Origin of the sequence: Puniceibacterium sediminis, from assembly GCF_900188035.1 — a bacterium.
GTDB lineage: Bacteria > Pseudomonadota > Alphaproteobacteria > Rhodobacterales > Rhodobacteraceae > Puniceibacterium > Puniceibacterium sediminis.
In genome coordinates this window covers 210,067-232,053 of sequence record NZ_FZNN01000005.1, presented here as the reverse complement: position 1 = coordinate 232,053, position 21,987 = coordinate 210,067, and the positions used below count along the sequence as shown (strand labels likewise).

Here is a 21,987-nt window from a genome sequence, read left to right as displayed (position 1 = left end):
CGCCTATGCCAAAAGCGTCGCGGGATGGAGCAGCCCGGTAGCTCGTCAGGCTCATAACCTGAAGGTCGTAGGTTCAAATCCTACTCCCGCAACCAAATTTACCAAACAATACAAATGCTTGAATGCCGCCCTCCGGGGCGGCTTTTTGCGTTCAAACATTTCGGAAGCACTGCGGAAGCAAGAGGGGGCGAAGTCCCTCGTATTCAAGCGCATAGCCGTATAAACATTTTCCATCACGCGATTCCCAGATTTGGTGCAAGCAACAGATCGGCGATCTGCCGGAGGCTTTCCAAATCGCTTGTGTCGGCAACAAGCACCTCAACGTCTTCATCATCGACGTCATGGGCTCTTTCGATCAGTTGAGCCTCAAGAGCATCGAGATACGCATCCATATTAGCGCCGAAGAACATCTGTCTGACCTTCGCCACGAATGCCGGAAGCTGGGCAGCGAACTCTGGGTGCCTTTTGGCCGCCGAGGTGAATTGCAGCAGCTTCTCACCGACTAGATAATCGAAAGCGGCTTGATCGCCATACCGGGCCTTGATCGTCTTCGCGGCCTCGCACTGTTCGTGCCATATGTCTTCGAACCTTGCCACTACGGCCAATCCCCTCGAAGTGATACAAGCGCCGAACGCCGCCATCTTATGCTACATTATAGACTGTTATTCCGCTAGCTTGAACCAGCGCCGCCGGCCTGAGCCGTTCGTCACAGCGATGGCCACAGCCGTCTTCTGGCAGAGCAGAACTACCAATCTTCTTGCCGAGGGTGGCTCTGACGCGATCGGCCCAAAGCTGCCTCACAAAACAAGCCACGGTGCTGCAATGCAGCGCAACCGAAGCAGACATTGCTTGACAACAGAGGTGGCTCGGTTTGTCTGAACAGGTTCCGGGCGTTTTCTAAGTGGATTTCCGCCTCGGTTATGCCGCTGCCGCTTCGGACATCGGCTGGTTGAAGTAGGCTTGATCGGGCGTTTTGCCGTCAAGCGATGAATGTGGGCGGCGGCTGTTGTAGAAGCCGAGATAGCGGCCGATCCCGGCGCGAGCTTCCGAGACGCTGGCGTAGGCCCGCAGGTAGACCTCTTCGTATTTGATGGTCCTCCAGAGGCGTTCGACGAAGACGTTATCGCGCCACGCGCCCTTGCCATCCATGCTGATCTTGATCTCGCGGGCGGCCAGAACCTTGATGAAGTCGGTCGATGTGAACTGGCTACCCTGATCCGTGTTGAAGATCTCGGGCGCACCGTGGCGCGCAAGCGCCTCCTCCACTGCTTCAATGCAAAAATCCGCTTCCAGCGTGATCGACACCCGCCAGGCCAGGACGCGCCGGGTGAACCAATCCAGCACCGCCGCCAGATAGATGAAGCCGCGCGCCATGGGGAAGTAGGTGATGTCCATCGCCCAGACCTGATTGGGCCGGATGATGGGCAGCTTGCGCAGCAGATAGGGGTAGATCTTGTGCCCCGGCGCCGGTTGCGAGGTGTTCGGCTTTCGATACAGTGCCTCGATGCCCATGCGCTTCATCAGAGTGGCGACGTGCAACCGCCCGATCTTGAACCCTTCCTGCACCAACAGGCCCTGCAACATCCTGCTGCCCGCGAAGGGGAACTCCATGTGCAGCTTGTCGATCCGGTGCATCAGCTTCAGATCGGCGTCCGACACCGGGCGGGGCTTGTAATAGACGGCTCCCCGGCTGATCCCCAGCACAACGGCCTGACGGCTGACGCTCAGCTTGGCCGTGGGATCGATCATTTTCTTGCGCTCCGCAACAGACCCGCCTTGCCGAGCGCGCCGGACAAAAAATCGTTCTCCAGCGTCAGCTCTCCGATCTTCGCATGCAGGGTCTTCACATCGATGGTCGGCTCCGGCTCAGCCTTCGGGGTCTCGCCAAACACCCCGGTCGCCCCCTCAAGCAGCTGGTCGCGCCACTGCTTGATCTGGTTCGGATGGACATCGAACTCCTGCGCCAACTCGATCATGGTCTTCTCGCCCTTGATAGCGGCCACCGCTACTTTCGCCTTGAATGCCGGGCTGTGGTTCCGGCGTGGTCGTCGTGCCATGGTCTTCTCCTCGCTCGCAGCATCATGCTGCTGTTGAGCGGAAAATCCACTTATCCCGGCTGTTCAGATTTCCGGAACCACCTCTAACTGACTGCGGCGGCCTTGATTACTTTCCTCCTTGGAACAACACTCATGCGTGAAAAGCAAAGATTTGGTCAGGAAAACAATGATTGAGTACGATGGGGCGGTATTATTTGTCGACATATTGGGTATCAGCGCACTAACAACATCTGAAAAGCCACTTGTCTCTGCTCATGACTTCAAGGCACTGGCCCCCAAGTGCCGAAAGGTAGACGGAAATCAGCTCTTCTGCGCTCGCCTGCTTTCACAGTTTCGCAAGAACCTTCACGAATGCAATATAGAAGGCCTCAAAATTGCGCAGCTTTCGGACTGTGCGTTTCTGTGGTCAAGAAGCGAAAGCCTGGTCGTTCAGGCAGCGCACAGAATATTTTTTGAGAACACGAGAACTGGAATTCTCGCCAGAGGCGGGATGACTTTTGGTCAGATCATTGAGCCAAAAAAGACTAGAAGATCTTTAGGGCACTTCATTTGCGGAAATGCCGTTACGAGAGCTGCGCAGCTAGAAGGAGCGGGTAAAGGTGCTCGGGTCTTCATTGACCGAGAGATCGGTGGGCGTCCAATAGTGGGCGTTTCTCCAAGGGCATTTGAAGGCATGCCAAACCCATCGGACTACAGGATGATTGATGAGTTTATTTGGTTTTCTTGTCCGAAGGAATTTTCAGACCATTCTGAGAAGATGAGCAGACTTAAAGAACTCGTTAGGCTTCTCGTCAGCTTCAAGAGCTCCCCCAAGTTTCGTTGGAACGCCGCTTCGTCGCACGGGAGGATCCACTTGGGTGCAACAATCGAAAGATTGTGCAAAGCTGCCAGCGAGTTATGTGAGGAAATAAAAGTCCAACCCCCTCACTTTGCCATGCAAACGTCTGAGCTTTTTCAAGAAGTGTATAACGAGGAGCAATATAGCGATCAGGAGCATGCAAAAAATCTAGTCAAGCTCGAGAGGTGGGCAAGCCAGATGTTCGCTGATGATCGCAAGCATTCCTCTGCTCAAGCGCCGACCCGATGACGCACCCGGCCCTGAGCGTCCCTTCATGCTACTCGCAGCGAACGGCGGCTCTTGGAATGGGCCATAAACGTGCCAAAACAAGATGAACTTTGCCTTAGCGCTCTGTCTAGGATTACCTGATGAAGCAGTAGTATAGCGCGCGAAGGGACAGAAACGACTGATTCTTGCTGTCCATTTGTGTCCGGAGGTTTTTGTCTCAAACGACCAACCGCTGTGCGGGAAATGCGGTCATTCAAAACCAACCGTCAGCCGCGCCCATGAAAACTGCCACTTCCCGAGCTTTTCGGCTAGCCAGTGCCATTGGTGATTACCGGTCTCTTCTGAGTCAAACACTTTCGGTGGGACTTCACTCAACCAGACTCGCAGTGTTTCGTATGCGCCGTCTCTGCCCCATTGATTTCGCACGTTTTTGCCGGGTGACGGGTCTGCCAGAAGGTCCTTGGACACAGTCGGAGATTTGGCATGGCGGATGGTGGAGATGGTTTTGTGGGGCGGTGCGAGGTAGTCGAGCCTCGGCGGGGGAACCGGCGCTGGCCTGACGATGTGAAGGCGCGGATTGTCGCGGAGAGTTTCCAACCTGGGGCGCGTGTTGTGGATGTCGCCCGGCGCCATGGTCTCATTCCGCATCAGCTGTCGGACTGGCGGCGGCAGGCACGCGAAGGTCTTCTGGCCCTACCTGGCGATCTGATGGTGGCCCTGGTCCCGGCTGACGATGGGCCTGCGGAACAGGCCTTTGTGCCGCTCGCGGTTACGCCAGAACTGCAAGTGCCTGCGGATGCGTCGGCGGTTTCTGAAGGTGGCGATGGGTCCAAGGGGATCATGACGCTGGAAGTCGGGGCGGACCTTGTGCTGCGATTTCCGGACGATGTGATGGTGGAGCGGGTTGCAGCCTTGGTGCGCGCGCTGCGTGGGGCGGCATGATCGTTGCTGGGCAGCGGCTGCCGATCCTGATTGCGACCCGGCCTGTGGACTTCCGTTGTGGTCACCGGGCGCTGGCGCTGATCATCCAGACCGAATTGAAGCTGGATCCGCATTCCGGCGTGACGGTGGTGTTCCGTTCGAAACGCGGGGACCGGCTGAAGATTTTGGTTTGGGATGGAACGGGTCTTGTGCTTGTTTACAAGGTCTTGGAGCAAGGTAGCTTTGCCTGGCCGAAGGTGAAGGACGGAACGATGCGGCTGTCGCGGGCGCAGTTCGAGGCCTTGTTTGAAGGGCTGGACTGGCGTCGGGTGATGGCGCAGCGGGTGCCGCCGCCGGCTGCGGCAGGATGACTCATTTGGCGGGTATTGTCCTTGTTTTATTGGGCTTTCCTGCCGAGATCGGCTATGAAAGTGCATGTCGCAGCCCTTCGATCTCAGCCTGTTTCCAGGCCTGCCGCCCGAGGTGGTTCAGGCGGTTTCTGAGCTGCAATTCGAGCTTTCCGTCGAGCGTGCGGCGCGGCAACACGAACAGTCGGTTGTGGCCGAGAAGGACGCCTTCATCACCGAGTTGAAGAAGCTGATCGAGAAGCTGGAAGGCCAGGTTCAGGAATACCGGCGCGCGAAGTTCGGGCCCAAATCGGAAAAACTTGACCCCGCGCAGCTTGAACTGGCGCTGGAAGACCTGGAGACGGCCATCGCCGAGACTCAGGCGCAGATCGCTGCAGTCGAAGAAAAGATCGCGGCCAGTGCGGCCGATCCCGAAAGGGCGACCCCACGCAAGGAGCGCAAAACCCGCGCTCTACCCCAGAGCCTGCCGCGCGTCGAGCGAGTGATCGAACCCGACAGCATTGCGTGCCCTTGTGGTTGCGGCGACATGGTCCGGATCGGCGAAGATCGGACGGAACGGCTCGACTTCATTCCGGCACGCTATCAGGTGATCGTCACGGTGCGCCCGAAATACGCCTGCCCGAAGGGGCGTGCGGGGGTGGTGCAGGCGAAGGCGCCGGCGCACCTTCTGGAAGGCAGCTGGCCGACAGAGGCGCTTCTGGCGCAGATCGCCGTCTCCAAACATTCCGAACACATGCCGCTGAATCGGCAGGCCGTGGTCATGGCCCGGCTCGGGGTGCCGATCGACCGCTCGGTGCTGGCGGACTGGATGGGCAGGACCGGCGCGTTGATCGCGCCCGTGGTCGATCACATGGCCACGATCCTGAAACAGGGCAGCACACGGCTTTATGTTGATGAGACCACGGCCCCTGTGCTGGACCCCGGGCGAGGCAAGACCAAAACCGGCTATCTCTGGGCAGTGCTGCGCGACGACCGTGGCTGGGGTGGTTCCGCGCCGCCGGGCGTGGTGTTCCATTATCGTGCTGGGCGCAAAGGCGAATATGCCGCCGAGATCCTCGACGGCTTCAACGGCACGATCCAGGTCGATGCTTATGGTGCCTATACCCATCTGGCCACGCCCAAGCGCACGGGAGGCAAGCCATTGCGGCTGGCTTTCTGCTGGGCACATGGGCGGCGCAAGCTGATCAAGGCCAAGCCCAAGAAGGGCTCGCCCATCGTGGACGAGGCGCTGTTGCGCATCGCCGCGCTCTACAAGGTCGAGGGCGCAATCCGCGGGTCAGCCCCCGATCATCGCCGGGCGGTGCGCCAGAGCCTGTCCCGCCCCTTGGTGGATGAGTTCTTCACTTGGCTAACCGCGCAGGCCGCACGCGTCTCGCGTAAATCCGAGCTCGGCGAGGCCATGGCCTATATGCTGCGCCGTCAGGACGGCTTCCGCCTGTTCCTCGGCGATGGCCACGTCGACATCGACTCCAATCTGGTCGAGAACGCCATCCGCAGTCCCGCCATGAACCGCCGCAACGCACTCTTCGCGGGCCACGACGAGGGCGGAAGAAATTGGGCCCGCTTCGCCAGCCTGATTGGCACCTGCAAAATGAATGGCGTTGAACCCTACGCCTACCTGCGCGATCTCTTCACCAAGCTGGCCAACGGCCACTTGGCTAAGGACATCGACGCTCTGATGCCGTGGGCCTATGCCCAAAAGGTCATCGCCTCAGAGTGAGCTCATCCGAGACTCCCCGACGAGCTCATCGAACCGCCGTCCAACGCCAGACGGGCTGACCGCAAGCGGGAAATCAATGGGGCGGAGACGGCGCATACAGTGTTTCGCTCAAATGAGCTCAGGCTGTTCATATCAGGCTATTGGCCCCCCGCATGTGAATCTGTTAACCGGTTGAGATGACAACCAGCCACAACGACCCGCACGAACAGAATTTTACATGGACGAGACACTGGCTTCCAGAAGGCGGCGCGACCGTTGGCGCGGATCGCTCGGACTCGGCCACCGAAACCGCCCCTGTGGTTCTGACAGAAGTCGCAGAAGCACAGTGCCTTGTGCTCTTGGGCGCCCCCGGAATGGGCAAGACCCACGAAATAGAAGGACTTGCGGCTTGGTTGAGGGACAAGGGCGAGCAGGTTGATCTGCTCCGTGGCGGGCATACCAATTTCGCTACCGACCTCGTCGCGCTGATCTCATCCGAGCATCAACGCTGTTGGGCAGATGAAGAGCGGCCCTGGCATATCCTGATCGATGGCATCGACGAGATTGCCGGTCCGCCGACGTCGGCTGAACAAGTTCTGACCCACTTCCTCGATCAGCTTTTTGTCAGTAATCGCAAGAGAGCGTTGCTGCGGATCGCGTTGACATGCCGAACCGCGGCTTGGACCGAGGAGCTTGACCGAGTAATTGAACAGCGCTGGCCAATCGGAAGCTTCAAGAAGCTAACGCTGGCACCGCTCGAAAAAAAAGACATCCGCGCAGCAGTCGAGCGCACGGAGCCGCAGGTCGCAGAACGCGAGCGTCTTTCCGAACGTTTGTTGGATGAGCAGTTGCGAGCGATGGCGAGCAGCCCGCTATTGCTGAGACTGTTACTTCGGAGCCATCTTGGAAGTGAAACACTGCCGTCGAGGCAAGCTGATCTGCTCGAGCGCGTCGTCGAACGTGCGTTGGCTGAGCCAGAGATCGCGAATGCCGCGACTCGCGTGGTTGTCGCCGGCCGGCTTGCTGTTGCAACCACCTTCTGTGATATCACGCGGTTCACTCCCGGCAGCGTCTCAGTCAGTCCGGACCTTCTTCCGGTCGCTCGGATTGCGGGGGGCCTCGAACCCTCCCCGGCTGGCAGCGTCGTTGCGACACCCGCGATACTTACCGAAATCCTGCTTACGCCGCTTTTCGCCGAAGTCGAACCCGGAATCTTCGAATGGACCCACAAAACGTTCGTCGATTATCTGACAGCTCGATATCTAGCCGATCATCGCCTGTCGGCTGGTCAGATCCTGTCGCTACTAAATGTACCCGAGGTCGGCGGGCCGGGCGGGATCCCGCCACAGCTTCTTGAGGTGGCGGGCTGGGCTGCAGCGATGGTCCCGCCATTTTTCGACATGCTCCTCGAGCGGCAGCCAGATATACTGCTACGCGCACAGGCCGCCACCCTACAGTCTGCGGATAAGTATAGGCTGACGGCGGCTATACTGAAGCGATTTGCGGCGGACGATTTGCTCGACCAGTACGATCAGCTGGTTCCTCTGTTCGGCTCCTTGAGACACCCGGGACTCACCGAGCAATTGCGGCCTATCATCGTCGACGCTCTGACGCCGCCCTTCGAGCGGCGTGCTGCGATCGATATTGCCGCCGAGGCAAAAGAAATTGGTTTGACTCCGGTTTTGCTCGAGGTGGCTAGTGATCCCAACGCCGATGGGCTGATCCGATCGATGGCTTCACGTACGGTTACGCGCTTGAACGGGGACGACGCACCCGAACTCCTCGCGCCGATTCTGGCGAGCAGTCTCGATAGTGATACAGACGATCGCTTGCGCGGCATTCTGCTATCGACTTGCTGGCCAGACGCTTTGCCATTTCGGCAATTGCTAGGGGCGCTGACGGTCCCTCGCAAGCGCAATTTCATAGGGAATTACCAGCTCTTTCTCTACCGGTTCACCGTGCCGGATCTTACCTCGCGCCAAGCGCTCGACACCATCTCTTGGCTGCAGCGCCGGCTCGACACAGCCCAAGGCGACCATGATGAGCTTCAGCCCATTATGGCAAAGTTGTTTCGCGCGACCATTGCTCGGATTGCGGATCCCGAAGTACGGAAGGCGCTGGCGGCCTTTCTCGTCACTGCTGACCTCAAAATTTATAAGATGGTCTTGAATGACGCAGCCGCACCGCTGCCGTGGCCGGATAGTTCCGAATCGCGATCCGCACTAGTGCTGGAGAGCCTTCGGCAGGCAGACAATCCGCCTCGCGACGTAGTAATGCTTATGCACCACTTGGCCGGGCTGTTCAGACCGGAAGATCTCGACGCATATCTTGCGATGATGCTGGCGGAGCGTGCAGACCTACGCAAGCCTCTTGCGCAGATCATAGCTGACCTCACACAATCGCTGCCGATCAACACGCTCGATCGTGTCTGGGCGGCGGCATTGCGAGTGCCTGAGCTGCAGCACGCGCTCACAGCTCGGTACTCGATCGATCTGGACTCGACTGCTGCCGAGTACATGCGTCAAAGCGCCAAACGGCAAAGCGAGAGGCACGATGCCGAGGAGCGAGAAACCAAGGCCAAGGTGTCTTGGCGTTCGTCAGTGACCGGTCTACTTGACCGGATCGAAGCGGGCGAGGCGGCACTGTGGTGGCAACTCAACCTCGAGCTCTTCCACGAACCAAGCGGCGATTATGATGGGCATTTTGAGTTCGAGACTGATCTGACCGTGACGCCGGGTTGGCGGGCACTCGACGGCCAAGAACGCGAGCGGATTCGGCGAACGGCCGTCGTCTATCTGTGCGACGCCCCGCTGACCGATCTCAGTTGGCTGGGCACGAGCACCAGTCACCGGCCGGCAAACGCCGGCCTTCGGGCGCTGCGCCTACTTCGCGAAGAGGATCGGAGTACCTTCGAAGGACTGTCCGCCGAAACCTGGGCTGTTTGGGCACCGGCGGTGCTTGGCTACGTCGGGAACGACTTTGACACCGACGGAAATCCGCAGCGTGGACTGATGCGTGTCGCCTATCGCGTCGCGCCGGGATCGGTGCTGGCCGCGGTCCGGCAGATCGCCACTGGCGCTGCATCCAAGGGGTTAAGCAGACAGGTGTTCGAGCTCCTTGACGGCTTGCTCGATCGCCCGCTCTCGGAACTCATGCACGAATTGCGCGGTGCCGGAGATCTCAAGGGCAATAATGCGGCGTCTGAGATTATCGCGTATCTAGTGCGCAACGATGACACACTCGCGATGCGGCTCATCTACGATGCCCTGACGTCGTCTTCCGCGAATCTAGCAGGTGTGTCGACCGAAGACGCATGGATTGAAAAGGGTATCATTGAGCTCCTTGGCAAAAGCCCGGCAGATACATGGTTCGACCTCCTTGCTTTGCGCGAGCGAAACGAGGCGCTCGCGCGGTCGATCTGGACCAGATTTGCTAGCGAAGTTGCCTTCGATCGCTCGTTCGATTTCGACGCGCTGTCCGAATATGCCTTGGCTCAGGCCTACATCGATTTGGCCGTACTTTTGCCTGAGCGCCCGCCAACCGTGTCTGGCGCGCGCATGCTTGGTGTGCCCGATTATGTTGAGCAATTGCGCAGTGTGCTGCTGTCTCGGCTCGTCTCGGCTGGGACAAACGCCGCGCTCGAGCAAATGTACCGGATGCGTGACGCGTTGCCCGAACTGTACGATATTCTGGGCTGGTCGATCGAGCGGGCCCGCCATGCCGTCCGTGCCAAGGCGAAGCGCCCTGAAGACCCCGCAGATATTCTGGCTAGAATCGGCGACATGGGCGTTCTGACCGAGCCGGTCGTTTCGGAAAAGCCTATAGCCAAGACCGATGACAGTGACGGCATTCCCTTTGAAATGAACATCGCGGCGCCCGCACCAGCGCCATCGGGCCTTCTACCACAAACCAATCGTCGCACGATACTTGCAGTAGCGACTGAATGGGCCTCGAATCATGGCGGCATATCCACGGTCAACCGTGAGCTCTGCATCGCGCTTGCTGCACTTGGGCATAAGGTTCTGTGTCTTGTCCCGGATGCCTCTGGCACCGACGTCCTTAATGCAAAAACGGCCCGGGTTGAGCTCGTCCAATGCCCGGAATCAGTCCAGATCCGAGGGCATGCACGCTTCCTTTTGTGCGATGCGGAACATCTCAGTACCAAACCGGATCTGCTGATTGGTCACGATCATATTACAGGCCCCGCCGCGCACGCTCTGGCCAACCGGTTTGGCGCTAAATACGTTCATTTTCTCCACACCATTCCGCATGAAAATGAGGGGTTGAAAACGCCTCACGGAGATGACCTTTTCGACCCGCTAAGAGGCGAAGCAAAACTTGACGATCAAATCGAACTCGCGAAACGAGCCGATTTGGTCGTCGCTGTTGGGCCACGGATCAAGAGAAACTTTCTGTGGCAAGCGCCTGTACCTACCATGACCATGCTGCTGCCGGGCCTCAGCCCAGCCTTGCTTGAGTTGACGCCAGCCCTCCCAAATCTGCAAGTGAATGCCTGCCTAATGTCGGGCCGCATGGAGGACGCTGGCATCAAGGGAGGTCTGCTAGCGTGCGACGTCATCAAGAGTGTTGCGACGGCCCGGTCCTGGAGTTCCGGGCATACGCCGAAGTTGGTGATGCGCGGTTTCACGAAAGAACAGGCTCTGGCCGAGTTCCAGAACATTGGAAATTTTGGGGACTATTCACAATTTGTTCAGTTACGTACGTTCTCGACTGAACCGGCGAAGCTCGTGCAGGACTATGTCGGCTCGGCGCTGATCATCATGCCGTCGGTCGCGGAAGGATTTGGGCTGACTGGCCTCGAAGCGATTGCCGCCGGCGTGCCCGTCATCATTTCGGCGGAAAGCGGCCTCGCCGAATACCTGCGCGATCCTGCGTTGAACCAAGGGCTGGATCCCGACCTTTTTGAGGCTAGCATTGCATCGGTAACGCTCGGTGACGTGGCAAATCGTAATGAGTGGGCAGCGAAAGTTGACTCCGCGCTGTCCGACCATGCAACCGCATTCGCCCGGGCGGCTAAGTTGCGCGCCGAGCTAAAGCTTCGCCTAACTTGGGATAAAGCTGCACGCGGCCTGTCGTTGGACATCTTGAAGCTATAGCGCCTTCAGGAGCGCTCAATTTTTAAGGCTCCAAAGGAAAAAGTGATGGATGGATTGTGGCTCGAACAGGATACCCGCGGATTAAACCTTGTTGCTACCAGTGTTTGCTTTGCCATCAGCGAGCAAAGAATCCAACAGTCTGTGGTGGCCCTAATGAATCCTTTCGAATTTCAGTCCAGTTGCGTCCGCTTTAGCTAACTGCGAGCCTATTCATACTGTGGCGAAAAACGATAGCGCAGGTGATTGCGGCCTCTTCAGCGCGCTTGGCAGCACTGCATCAAAGCCGGGCGGCAGGCCGCTACCGAAGGCCAAGTCGCGGACGTCAATGGTGAGTACTTCAAGCACTGGCCGTGTTGCAGTCAACAGCACAAAATTTGTCACGCTTCCGGAGGGAAATTCCGCCGTGGCTGGATAGACGAGCGCCAGGCGATTGCAGCAATAACGGTCCGCATAAGCGTTCATCTGGTACGCATCGGCACTCGAAACACCGGCGTTCGGCTTACCGATCTCGAGGCGCTTCCACTTAGCGTCGAAAATCGCAAAGGCCACCTCGCCGTCAAGAACAGTGATGTCCGGTCGAAGCTGGAACCCCGAAGTGGCGAGATTTTTTTGTGGGCGCTGTAGCCCCACAGAAAAGCGCCGTTCACCGATCGCCTGGCATTCGCGGCGGATGCGTTGGCCGAGGACGGTCTCGAACAGCCTCTCCATATTGAAGAGCAACGCTGAGCCGGAGGTGTCCCCAATGCGTAGATCCGGGAAAAGGCCCGCCAGCAGCCACGCGGCCTTCCGGAATACCGGTTGCCAGTGCGTAATCGTGCGGTCGAGGCGAAGCGCATCCAGGTCGCTGACACTAATTCGGACGTTGGCCACGTCATCGAAGCGGTGCAGTATCGACGCCATGATGGCGCGTGTCCGTGGGCTAAGAGCGTGGCCATGAAGGACCCTCAGAACTGCCTTCAGCGCTCGATTATAACCGTTGTCGATGCTCCGCTCGTCGAAACGGCACAGCAGCCGTGATCGGTCAAAGGCGTTTGCCCGCAGGTGATCCGTCAATTCGAGTCTTCCACGGATCGCGTTCAAATTCTCCGTTTTCTCAGTATATCGAGCGATTGCCCCGCCACGCAGTGCTGTTTTCACCTGGTCGCAGAAGTCCTCGATGAAGACGTCGAGCAGGTGACTGCTCTGCTGACCTAGAGTGGCTTCGCCCACTCGCTTCGGCCCCAGTTCGCCTGCCCGCGCAAGCAGGCCAACGAGCAGTCCACGCATGTCCTCTGGCGCTTGGGGGCCGCTCTCGATCTTCGGAAAAAGCTCGATTATCATCTGCGGGGTTTGGATGACCCCACAGAAGGGGCCGAACCGCAGCGCCCGGTGGCCCCAGCTCAGTGCGCCGTTCGGCAATCGCAATGACAGGCGCGCGATGCTCTCTGCCTCTTCTTCGGTTAAATCGCCGTCAGGCCCGATGCTGACCATGTCACGCTCTCGAAACGTCAGCGACCTCATTCCGGTGGCTCATAGATCTTGCGGATCGCGTCAGGTGAGATGTCATCCTCACGGACGATTTCGAACACCGCGCTATCGCCAATTTCGTTCGGGTCGGCTCCCGGGAACAGGTAATCGGCCCTTTCCGTGTGCGCGCGCACGAGCTGAAATTCCTCGCCCACAGCCTGGTCGGCCAGTACGAGCCGGATCTGACGCCAATCGTCGTAGAAGGCCTCCTGCAAGAATGGGAGGATTTCGCGCGCAAGCACCCTCCGTAGCTGATCGAACGACTTCACCTTGTAGAGGTAGCTGTGCCCCAGCGTCTGGTCACGATGCAACAAGCGACAAAGGCGCGCATTCAATGCGCCGAGCAGCTGCCGCAAGTCGATCGTGCCTCCAACGCCGTCCTCCACAGTGCCCAGAAGCTCTGGCTTGGGTGTGAGTTCCTCGAACCGGAAACGACGACGAAGTGCGCTGTCCAGGAGCGCGATTGAGCGGTCTGCAGTGTTCATAGTGCCGATCACATCGACATTCATTGGCACGCCGAACAGCTCGCCAGAGTAGGGCAGCGTTACTTCCAAGCCATTGCATCCGGGTACTCTCTTGCCTGAGCCATCGGTCACGATGCGCTTGTCTACCTCTACCAGCGAGATCAGCTCGCCGAAGATCTTGGCGATGTTGCCACGATTTATCTCGTCGATGAAGAGGGCAAAACGCTTGTCCGGAGACTGGCGCGCCCGTTCGCAGAGCCGCTTCAACACCCCCGGCCGAACCTCGTAGGTGACGACGCCATTCTCGGTCACCGGGCGAATACCCTCTACGAAATCTTCGTAGGCATAGCTCTGATGGAACGTGATGAACTCGAAGCGGTCTGCCGCCGGTTCTTGGTAGTCTGGCAGATAGTCGTTCATCAGCCGATAGGTCTTGCCGGTTCCGGGCGGGCCGTAGAGGATCAGATTCAAGGCCTCCCCGGTCGGGCGTGTTGGCTTCAGAACGGCGGCGATCTCTCCGGTGACTGCGGACGATCCAGCAATCGGGGACAGCGACTTCCAGAGCCTCTCGAGCGTCCGTGCAGACTTGCTCTTGATCTCGATTCCCGAGGATTGCGGGTTCCACTCCTGACCAGATTCCAGGCGTTCAAGATCTTCGAGTGTCACGATGGGGTCGGACGTCGCATCCCGGACGGCATCGAAAGCAACATCGATGAACCGCGTCGTATCGCCTGCTTCTTTGCGCGTTTCGTCCCAGTGCGCGGCCTCATAAGGCGCGCGGGTTACCTTGCCAACAGCGACGACGCCCTTAGGCGCTGTACCCGTCCGCATCAGAAAGACGCGGTCGCCTTCGCGAGGCTTCGACGATCCGCAGCGCCATCGATTGTCGGCTTTTTCGTTGGCGATGGTAGTTGCCCTGTCCGCAGCCAAGGTGTCCCAGTTCCATTTCGAAGGGTTCCAACTGAGAAGCCAGTTCCTGGTATGGGTCTTCCACTGTGACTCAAACTCTTCTTCGTAAAAGTCGAATTCGGCGCTGTGCTCTTCTTCGAGACGACGGCGCAGGTCGAGCAAGGCCCGGTCAATTTCAGTGGTGCTCCACTTCCGGATTTCCCTTTCGGGTGCGTCACCAAACCCAGCAAGAATCCGGCGCTTATCGCCTTCTGAACTAACGCGCTCGAAGCTGTCAGGAAACAGGAGGTGCGAAAGAATATGGATCAGCTGCCTTTGGCGCGCTTCCGGTAAGCCGCTCAGCCAACCTGAAAATGCCAATGGGTCCGAGACAATTTCCTTACGGGCGGCGGCATCATGACGCTTAAAATCGCGCAGCGCACCGATCAGGAAAACCAGCTCGCGCCACCTGTGCGTGTTGTAGGCTGTTCCAGCTGAGCCGATCCCCTCCAGGACCATATCATCCAGAAGCGGGTGGGTCGCATCCAGATCCTCTCCTGACCAGGACCAGATCTCGCACACAGTTTCACGTTTTTTAGCAGCGCCGATATTCGACGGAAAGAGGAGCAACAACCATAAGCACTCGGCCATCAACCGGCGGCAATCTGGTGAGCCTTCCGATAGCTGCACCTTCAACTTTGATAGGAAATCGCCCTCTCCCGCGTCGAGGTTCTTCACGAACCTTTGGTCGAGCTCGTCAAGGCAAGCCATCGACCAGAGGCTTTCGTGGCTTGACAACACTGAGCCATCCGCAAGAAGGCTACGGTCTTTCCATTCAACTGCGGCGCCATAGATCGGAGAGAAATCTTTGTGAGGATTGAATCGTGACATATTCTATCGCTCCGATCGGCAGAATTTTAATGTTGAATTCGCCAGCGCAGCTCGCTGCTAATTCTTTGAATTTGCACCCTAGCGGCTTCTCCAATGAGTGCAATGTCGCGCCTGCATCTGTCCGCTTCCCGCCCTCTTCGCATCGCGAAACGAGGAATCATTCCATGATTTGGCTTGCGGTTGCCTGAGAGCGTCCAAGCCACTCATCCAGCTTGGACCAGCGCCGCCGTCCTGACACGTTCTTCACCGCGATGGCCACCGCCTTGCGCTGACCGACAATCACCACCAGGCGTTTGCCTCGGGTAATTCCAGTATAGAGCAGATTGCGCTGAAGCATGGCGTAGTGCTGCGTCAGGACCGGGATGACGACAGCCGGGTATTCGGACCCCTGGCTTTTGTGGATCGTCGCGGCGTAAGCCAGCACCAGCGTGTCGAGTTCCCCAAACAGGTAGGTCACGGTCCGACCGTCAAAGCTGGCGGTCAGCTCACCTTCGGCGAGATCGACGCCCTCAACGTAGCCGATATCCCCATTGTAGACCTCCTTGTCGTAGTCGTTCTCGATCTGCATGACCTTGTCGCCCGGCGCGAAGGTCGAGCCAAAGCGCTCCACCTTGTTGTCACCGGAGGGATTCAGCGCAGCCTGAAGTTCAATGTTGAGAGAGCGGGCACCGACACCGCCCCGGTTCATCGGGCAAAGAACCTGGATGTCGCGAACTGGATCCAGGCCGAAGCGCTTCGGGATCCGGTTCTTGACCAAGTCCAGAATGCGCGCGACGGCCTGATCCGGGTCCTCGGCCGGAACAAAATAGAAATCACTCTCGCCGTCCGGCTTGGCTAGGTCCGGGATCTGGCCCTGGTTGATGCGGTGGGCATTGGTGATGATCTGGCTTTGGGCGGCTTGTCGGAACACTTCCGTCAGGCGCACAACCGGAATCGCGTCCGATCCGATGATGTCGGCCAGTACCTGTCCAGGGCCGACGGAAGGCAACTGGTCGATGTCTCCGACAATCAGGACCGCCGCATGATCTGGCACTGCCTTGAGCAGCGAATGCATCAGGGAAATGTCGACCATCGAACTTTCATCAACGACCAACAGATCGCACTCGAGCGGGCTTTCTTCGTTGCGCTTGAAACCGAACGTCTTTGGGTCGATTTCCAGCATGCGGTGGATGGTCTTTGCCTCCATGCCCGTCGCTTCTTTCATCCGCTTGGCGGCCCGCCCGGTCGGGGCGCACAGCAAAAGCGTGACCGCTTTCGCTGCCAGGATCTGCAGGATCGAATTGACGATGGTGGTCTTGCCGACGCCGGGGCCGCCGGTGATCACCATGACCTTGGAGCGAAGCGCAAGACGAATGGCCTCGGTCTGGCTCGGGGCGAGGGTCAGACCGGTTTTCTTTTCGATCCAGGGGAGCGCCTTGTCGGCATCAATCTCTGGCCAGGGACGCGGGCCCGAGACCAGATTGCGGAACCGGTCGGCGACACCTTTCTCTGCGTGATAAAGCCCGCTCAGGAACACGCAGGGGGTATCGGACACCGTGTCGGCAATCACGGTGCCCTCGGCCAGTTCCAGATCGATGGCCGTCTGGATCAGATCGTCGGAAACCTCGAGCAGTTTGGTGGACTGCGGGATCAGTTCCGCAAGCGGCAAGCCGCAGTGACCGTTGCCCATCGCTTCGGTGAGAGCATAGGAAATCCCGGCGCGCACACGGATCGTCGCGGTCTTTTCGATCCCTAGCTTCTCGGCAATGAGGTCCGCCGTTCGGAACCCGATGCCGCGAATGTCCCGCGCCAGGCGGTAGGGATTCTCGCTCATCACCTGCACGGAGTCGACGCCATAGGTCTTGAAGATGCGCACAGCCCGGGCAGTTCCGACCCCATGGCTGTGCAGAAACACCATGATCTCGCGGATGACCTTCTGATCGGCCCAGGCGGACGTGATCTTGTCAGCGCGTTTCGGTCCGATGCCCTCGACCTCCCGCAATCGCGCGGGCTCGGCCTCGATCAGGTCGAACACGTCCTTGCCGAACATCTTGACCATCCGTTTGGCGTATACCGGCCCGATGCCCCGGATCATGCCTGAGCCCAGGTATTTCTCGATGCCGTCCAGAGATGTTGGCGCGGAGGTCTTCAGGAACCGTGCGCGGAATTGCAGGCCGTGGGTATGATCATTGGTCCAGTCGCCTGACGCTGTCACCCATTCCCCGGCGGATATCATCGCCGCGTGGCCGATGGTCGTGACAAGATCGCGGTGGCCGCGCGCCTTCAAGCGCAGCACGCAAAAGCCGGAGTCCTGGTTGTGGTAGGTCACACGTTCTACGAGCCCGGCAAGAACCTCATGCCGCTGATCACCTGCGGCAACGAAGGCCGCTGGCGCCTCCCGCATGCCCCGATCCTTACGGCTCTCTTCCATCTCGCTCCCGTTCCACGATTGCTACATGGCGAGCAATGAGGCTCCCGCGATCGCCGCTCATCTCCCGGCGGCCTCTCACATCTCGCGTCCGTACCATCGCACACGGCCAATGATGTTGACCTCTCCTGACGTGCATTCATACGGCGAATAGCGCGCATTGTCCGAAATGATGCGCACGCGCGGCGGCTCGCTCATGGGAACATGCTCGAGCCGTTTGGCCACCAGCCCCATGCCATCATGCAAGACGAATACTCCGGAAGGGGACGGGTTGCGCTGGTTCATGTCGACCAGGATCGTGTCTCCGTCATTGAGCGTCGGCAACATGCTGTCGCCCTGCACGGCCATGACGCGCAGCATGGATGGCGCGGCTTTCAGGCGATCCCGGATCCAGGCCCTGCGGAAATGGAAATCTCGACCGGAGCGTTCCTCGGCCTGCTCCACCACGGCGCCGCCACCCATCGACGGACGCACTGCGACATACTGGATCGCAACGAACTCGTTGTGGTAGTCGTCGGTGATCGGATCATCGCCGTGGACCGTGCCCTTACCGGTCAGCAACCATTCGAGCTCGACCTTCACGACACCTGCAATTCGGGTGAGTTTCTCGAGATTGGGCACCAGCGACTTGCCGCGCAGGATGTCATAAACGAAGGATCGGTTGACGCCCGCTTCTCGCGCCACGTCTGCAACCGACATGCCAAGTTGGCGTATCCGCGCTCTGAGCCGTTCGTGCATTTGCACTGACATCTTTATCCCCAACATTGGTGGTCCTGTGGAAAAAACAGGATTGCGACGCGCCTGTCAAGATTATAGAACAAAAGTAGAACAAAGGGGGGCGAAGGGAATCGTTGGCATGCGTATCGAGCGGGACTGTTTTGAACTTGGTGAGGTCGCAGATGAGTGGGGGATCACAGATGCGGAGATCCGGTATCTCGTTGCTAATGGGACGCTGAAACTGTCGGTTCGGCTCGTGGCGCAGCGGGCCCGCCTGTCGAGCATGGAGGAGACGCAGGAAGGGGAACCGATGTGGGTCCCGTTCGAGGAGCGGGTGTTCAACGGGCTTGCCGACCTTTCGCTGCGTGACGCGTTTCTTCTCGTCCGCGACGGCCAGGCCGTCGTCACGGATGTCTTTCTGCCGGACAGCATCCGCCTCAGCCTGCGGGGTGGTGACGGCTTGCTCCTGTCCCATGCCGATACGCTGGTGCGCCGGGAGCATTTTGATCTGATCCAGCGCAATGTACTGAACCAAAGCGATTCCTCTGGGAAGGACGCGTTTGATTTCAGGCAGTTCGTTTATGACGGCGAGGAGTTTGCATTCACATTCCAGCAGGCACGCGCACTGGAATTCGCGTTGAACGCTGCCCGTGCCGGGGCACCAGATCAGCACTACCTCGAAATTCTGAAAGCCGCCGGATCGGCATCGCAGCGGATCGGCAGCCTCTTCAGCCGCAAGCCCTCGTGGACCCGGCTCTTGCTCAGGACCTCCGGTCGTCGCGGATGGTATTATCTCGACCCGGCCTTTGTCGTCTGGTTGACCCGCAGCGCCTGATCGGCCCGATACACCGGGTCCTGCCCGCCTTGATGGCGGGCTTTTTTGATTCTGGGGATTCGGCCTGAAGGCCCGAGCCGGTCTGCATCTCGTATGCATCCCGACTGCACCTGGTGGGCGCTTGTACGCGTTCGTATGCGCTTGTCTGTCCGGATGGAAATTCTCTTGAACAAACAAGGCTCAAAGAAAACTAAAAGCGCATCCCACATGTGAGACGACCGCATACGTAGGGATTGGCATCACTGCTCCATCACATCCCGATGGAGACGCCGATGTCAGACACATTTCTAAATCAATCGCGATTGGCCAACCGCTGGCATATCAGCCCGCGCACCCTCGAGCGCTGGCGCTGGAAGGGGGAAGGCCCTGCCTATCTGAAGCTCGGCGGGCGCGTAGTCTACCGGATCGAGGACATCCTGGCCTATGAACAGGCTCGGGAACGCCAGAGCACCGCGCATGTTCCTGCCGCAGGGTCGAGGGCATGAGTCGCCTCCACGCAGTCATACCCGGCGTGGGAGCGTCGCAGCCTCCCTCGGATAATCCTGGCATCGGGGAGATTGATTTCTGCGCCTGGGTTGCGCAGGCGATGGCTGGCGAGAGGTTGGTGTATCACCGCGGCTTCCTGGCGTTCGATGCGATGGCGCTGTTGTCGGACCTGCCTCCGGGCCACCAGCGCACCCTGCGGGGCGTTGCCGCCGCGGCCATGCGCGCCGCCGAACAGGACCTCGTCCATCTCGTGCAGGCCCGTCTTGGCCCTGGCCAATTCGCCTACATCGCCGTCGCCCGGCGCAAGCCAAAGCTGCCCGGCGCTCTGTCGGTCCGCCTGCTTCAGCGCATGGCGGCCTGATGTCTGCGCCCCAATCCAAAATCCACAAAAATAGAGTGAACCCCATGCCCTTTCCCGAAAACGTACCGAGCGTTGATGACCTGCTGAGTCTTCCGCTGCACGAGATTGCTCTGCTGTCGCCGGATCTGCTTGCAGAAATGCAGCGAGAAATCAGCGCCGCCAGCAAACAGATGAAAACCGTTTCCGCACGGTTCAACGCGGCACTTGAGGTTCGTTACGCTCCGCGCGCCGCCGAGGAACGCCGCGTCTCCGGCAAAGACACCGGAACCGTCCGCTTTGAAGACGGGGATTGCACCATCGTGGCTGATCTCCCGAAACGGGTTGATTGGAACCAGGCGAAGCTGGCTTCCATGGTCGCGCGCATCATCGAGGCCGGGGACGATCCTACCCAGTATGTCGACATCGCCTACAAGGTTCCTGAGCGCAAATATGGCGCCTGGCCCGATGCCATTCGGGAGGGTTTTGAGCCTGCGCGCACCGTTCGCACTGGCACCTTGTCCGTCACGCTCATCCCGGCGGAGGAACAGCAATGACGTCGCTTCCTCTCAGCACGGCTGAAAACGTCCCCTCGCGAGCGTTCCCATCCTCTGCTGCCAAACCCATCCCCGAAAGGACCCGGGCTGTGACCGGCGCGCTGCCCATCATCACGGCCGATCAGCGGCTGGCCGAGACGCGCGGCATCAAGGGCGTGATCTTCGGCCCCTCCGGGATTGGCAAGACAACGCTGTTGTGGACGCTGATGGCGACCACGACGCTGTTCTTCGATCTCGAAGCCGGGGATCTGGCGATCGAGGGTCTTGCCATCGACGTGATCCGCCCGCGCACCTGGAAGGAATGCCGCGACTTCGCGGTTTTCATTGGCGGGCCCAATCCGGCGCTGCGCGGCGAACAGCCCTACAGCCAGGCGCATTATGACGAGGTCTGCGGTCGGTTTAGCGATCCGGCCGTGCTCGGTAAATACGACACGGTCTTCATCGACTCGATCACCGTGGCGGGGCGGCTCTGCTTTCAGTGGTGCAAGGGACAGCCCGAGGCGATGTCGGAGAAGACCGGCAAGCCGGATGTGCGGGGCGCTTACGGTCTGCATGGCCGCGAGATGATCGCCTGGCTCACGCATCTGCAGCACACGCGCGGCAAGAACGTCTGGTTCGTGGGGATCCTCGACCAGAAGCTCGACGACTTCAATCGCAAGATCTTCGTGCCGCAGATCGACGGCTCCAAGACCGGCCTCGAGCTGCCTGGAATCGTCGATCAGGTCATCACCATGATTGATGTGCCCGATGTGCAGGGTCAGCCCCAACGCGGCTTTGTCTGCCAGACGCTGAACCCCTGGGGCTATCCCGCCAAGGACCGCTCAGGTCGGCTTGCGCTGCTGGAACCCCCGCATCTGGGTCAGCTCATGGAGAAGATCCGTGGCCCTCTGATCGCTGCGGAGCGTCGCCTGACCTTCAAACCGCCAGTGCTGCCCAAGCTGCCGGTGGCCGACGGCCCCGGCCCCTCCAACACCCCGACTGCAAACTGAAAAGGACAAACCCGATGACTGGACTCTGGAACGACTTCAACGACGCAACCTCCAACAGCGACGTGATCCCCAAGGGCACGCTGGCCAAGGTGCGCCTGACGATCCGCCCGGGCGGTTTTGATGATCCATCACAGGGCTGGACCGGTGGTTATGCCAAACGCGGTGCCACCGGGGCGGTCTATCTCGACGCCGAATACACCGTGCTCGAGGGACCTTACGCCAAGCGCAAGATCTGGTCGCTGATCGGGCTTTACAGCCCGAAGGGCCCGGATTGGGGCAATGCCGGGCGCGGCCTGGTCAAGGGCATCCTGAACTCGGCGCGTGGCATTGCCGACAAGGACAACTCGGCACAAGCACAGGCCCAACGCCGGATCAGCGGCTTTGTCGAACTGGACGGGATCGAATTCATCGCCCGGATGGACATCGGGTCCGACACCAATGGCGAGGACAAGAACGAAGTTCGCAGCGCTGTCACACCCAGCCACCGCGATTATGCCCAGCTGATGGGGCATGTTGGGTCTGCCCCAACCCAGGGATACAGCCACCCCCCGGCAGCCAGTGCGCCTCAGCAGGGCCATGTCGCCCCGGCTCAGGGCTACAGCGCACCCGCGCCGCAACCGCAGACACCGCAAACTCCTGCGGCCCCCGGTTTTTCCGGGCGTCCCAGCTGGGCCGAGTGAGG

Annotated in this window: 17 protein-coding genes and 1 tRNA gene; 12 read left to right on the top strand and 6 right to left on the bottom strand. The window is 59.5% G+C overall.

Annotated features, from left to right (window positions below):
- The first annotated feature begins 18 nt into the window (after positions 1 to 18).
- Positions 19 to 95: transfer RNA gene (locus CHB75_RS08055), tRNA-Met, on the top strand.
- Positions 96 to 233: 138 nt separating this feature from the next.
- Here the strand turns inward: CHB75_RS08055 and CHB75_RS08050 are convergent.
- Positions 234 to 596, bottom strand: a complete 363-nt coding sequence (locus tag CHB75_RS08050) for a hypothetical protein (RefSeq protein ID WP_089270033.1) — start codon at positions 594 to 596, stop codon at positions 234 to 236.
- Positions 597 to 918: 322 nt separating this feature from the next.
- A protein-coding gene (locus CHB75_RS08045; RefSeq protein ID WP_217898769.1) for an IS3 family transposase occupies positions 919 to 2,057 on the bottom strand; the annotation gives its coding sequence in 2 pieces (ribosomal slippage) (positions 919 to 1,802 and positions 1,802 to 2,057; 1,140 coding nt in all).
- Positions 2,058 to 2,223: 166 nt separating this feature from the next.
- Here CHB75_RS08045 and CHB75_RS08040 point away from each other — a divergent pair.
- From CHB75_RS08040 to CHB75_RS08020, 5 genes are all read left to right on the top strand, one after another.
- Positions 2,224 to 3,144: a hypothetical protein gene (locus CHB75_RS08040; RefSeq protein WP_089270016.1), complete on the top strand. Its 921-nt coding sequence runs from the start codon at positions 2,224 to 2,226 to the stop codon at positions 3,142 to 3,144.
- Between the two features lie 462 nt (positions 3,145 to 3,606).
- Positions 3,607 to 4,065, top strand: coding sequence for an IS66-like element accessory protein TnpA (gene tnpA, locus CHB75_RS08035; RefSeq protein ID WP_089270015.1), 459 nt, complete (start codon positions 3,607 to 3,609; stop codon positions 4,063 to 4,065).
- A complete protein-coding gene (gene tnpB, locus CHB75_RS08030; protein ID WP_089270014.1) occupies positions 4,062 to 4,415 on the top strand; it encodes an IS66 family insertion sequence element accessory protein TnpB in 354 nt (117 codons plus the stop codon). Before tnpA ends, tnpB begins: the two co-directional genes overlap by 4 nt.
- A 64-nt stretch (positions 4,416 to 4,479) precedes the next feature.
- Positions 4,480 to 6,132, top strand: coding sequence for an IS66 family transposase (tnpC, locus tag CHB75_RS08025; RefSeq protein WP_089270013.1), 1,653 nt, complete (start codon positions 4,480 to 4,482; stop codon positions 6,130 to 6,132).
- Positions 6,133 to 6,485: 353 nt separating this feature from the next.
- On the top strand, positions 6,486 to 11,228 hold the full coding sequence (locus CHB75_RS08020) for a glycosyltransferase (protein ID WP_176439087.1): 4,743 nt from the start codon (positions 6,486 to 6,488) through the stop codon (positions 11,226 to 11,228).
- A 210-nt stretch (positions 11,229 to 11,438) separates the two neighbouring features.
- On the opposite strand, the gene CHB75_RS08015 is transcribed toward CHB75_RS08020, so the two are convergent.
- The 4 genes from CHB75_RS08015 to CHB75_RS08000 all read right to left on the bottom strand — a co-directional run bounded on the left by CHB75_RS08015 (position 11,439) and on the right by CHB75_RS08000 (position 18,122).
- Positions 11,439 to 12,698 carry an McrC family protein gene (locus tag CHB75_RS08015; protein ID WP_217898768.1) on the bottom strand — a complete coding sequence of 420 codons (1,260 nt, stop codon included), beginning with the start codon at positions 12,696 to 12,698 and terminating at the stop codon, positions 11,439 to 11,441.
- A gap of 26 nt (positions 12,699 to 12,724) precedes the next feature.
- Positions 12,725 to 14,977 carry an AAA family ATPase gene (locus tag CHB75_RS08010; RefSeq protein ID WP_089270010.1) on the bottom strand — a complete coding sequence of 751 codons (2,253 nt, stop codon included), beginning with the start codon at positions 14,975 to 14,977 and terminating at the stop codon, positions 12,725 to 12,727.
- Between the two features lie 157 nt (positions 14,978 to 15,134).
- Positions 15,135 to 17,360, bottom strand: a complete 2,226-nt coding sequence (gene recD2, locus CHB75_RS08005; protein WP_089270009.1) for an SF1B family DNA helicase RecD2 — start codon at positions 17,358 to 17,360, stop codon at positions 15,135 to 15,137.
- 102 nt (positions 17,361 to 17,462) lie between these two features.
- Positions 17,463 to 18,122, bottom strand: coding sequence for an XRE family transcriptional regulator (locus CHB75_RS08000; protein WP_245840806.1), 660 nt, complete (start codon positions 18,120 to 18,122; stop codon positions 17,463 to 17,465).
- 118 nt (positions 18,123 to 18,240) lie between these two features.
- On the opposite strand from CHB75_RS08000, the gene CHB75_RS07995 reads away from it, so the two are divergent.
- The 6 genes from CHB75_RS07995 (at position 18,241) to CHB75_RS07970 (ending at position 21,985) form a co-directional block, all read left to right on the top strand.
- Complete coding sequence (locus CHB75_RS07995) at positions 18,241 to 18,936, top strand: hypothetical protein (RefSeq protein ID WP_089270008.1); 696 nt, start codon at positions 18,241 to 18,243, stop codon at positions 18,934 to 18,936.
- A gap of 272 nt (positions 18,937 to 19,208) precedes the next feature.
- On the top strand, positions 19,209 to 19,421 hold the full coding sequence (locus CHB75_RS07990) for a helix-turn-helix transcriptional regulator (RefSeq protein WP_089270007.1): 213 nt from the start codon (positions 19,209 to 19,211) through the stop codon (positions 19,419 to 19,421).
- Positions 19,418 to 19,783 carry a hypothetical protein gene (locus CHB75_RS07985; RefSeq protein WP_245840803.1) on the top strand — a complete coding sequence of 122 codons (366 nt, stop codon included), beginning with the start codon at positions 19,418 to 19,420 and terminating at the stop codon, positions 19,781 to 19,783. The genes CHB75_RS07990 and CHB75_RS07985 overlap by 4 nt, the downstream gene beginning before the upstream one ends.
- A 44-nt stretch (positions 19,784 to 19,827) precedes the next feature.
- Positions 19,828 to 20,316: a hypothetical protein gene (locus CHB75_RS07980; RefSeq protein WP_089270006.1), complete on the top strand. Its 489-nt coding sequence runs from the start codon at positions 19,828 to 19,830 to the stop codon at positions 20,314 to 20,316.
- Positions 20,313 to 21,305, top strand: coding sequence for an ATP-binding protein (locus tag CHB75_RS07975; protein WP_089270005.1), 993 nt, complete (start codon positions 20,313 to 20,315; stop codon positions 21,303 to 21,305). Before CHB75_RS07980 ends, CHB75_RS07975 begins: the two co-directional genes overlap by 4 nt.
- 14 nt (positions 21,306 to 21,319) lie before the next feature.
- Positions 21,320 to 21,985: a hypothetical protein gene (locus CHB75_RS07970; RefSeq protein WP_089270004.1), complete on the top strand. Its 666-nt coding sequence runs from the start codon at positions 21,320 to 21,322 to the stop codon at positions 21,983 to 21,985.
- Positions 21,986 to 21,987 lie beyond the last annotated feature (2 nt).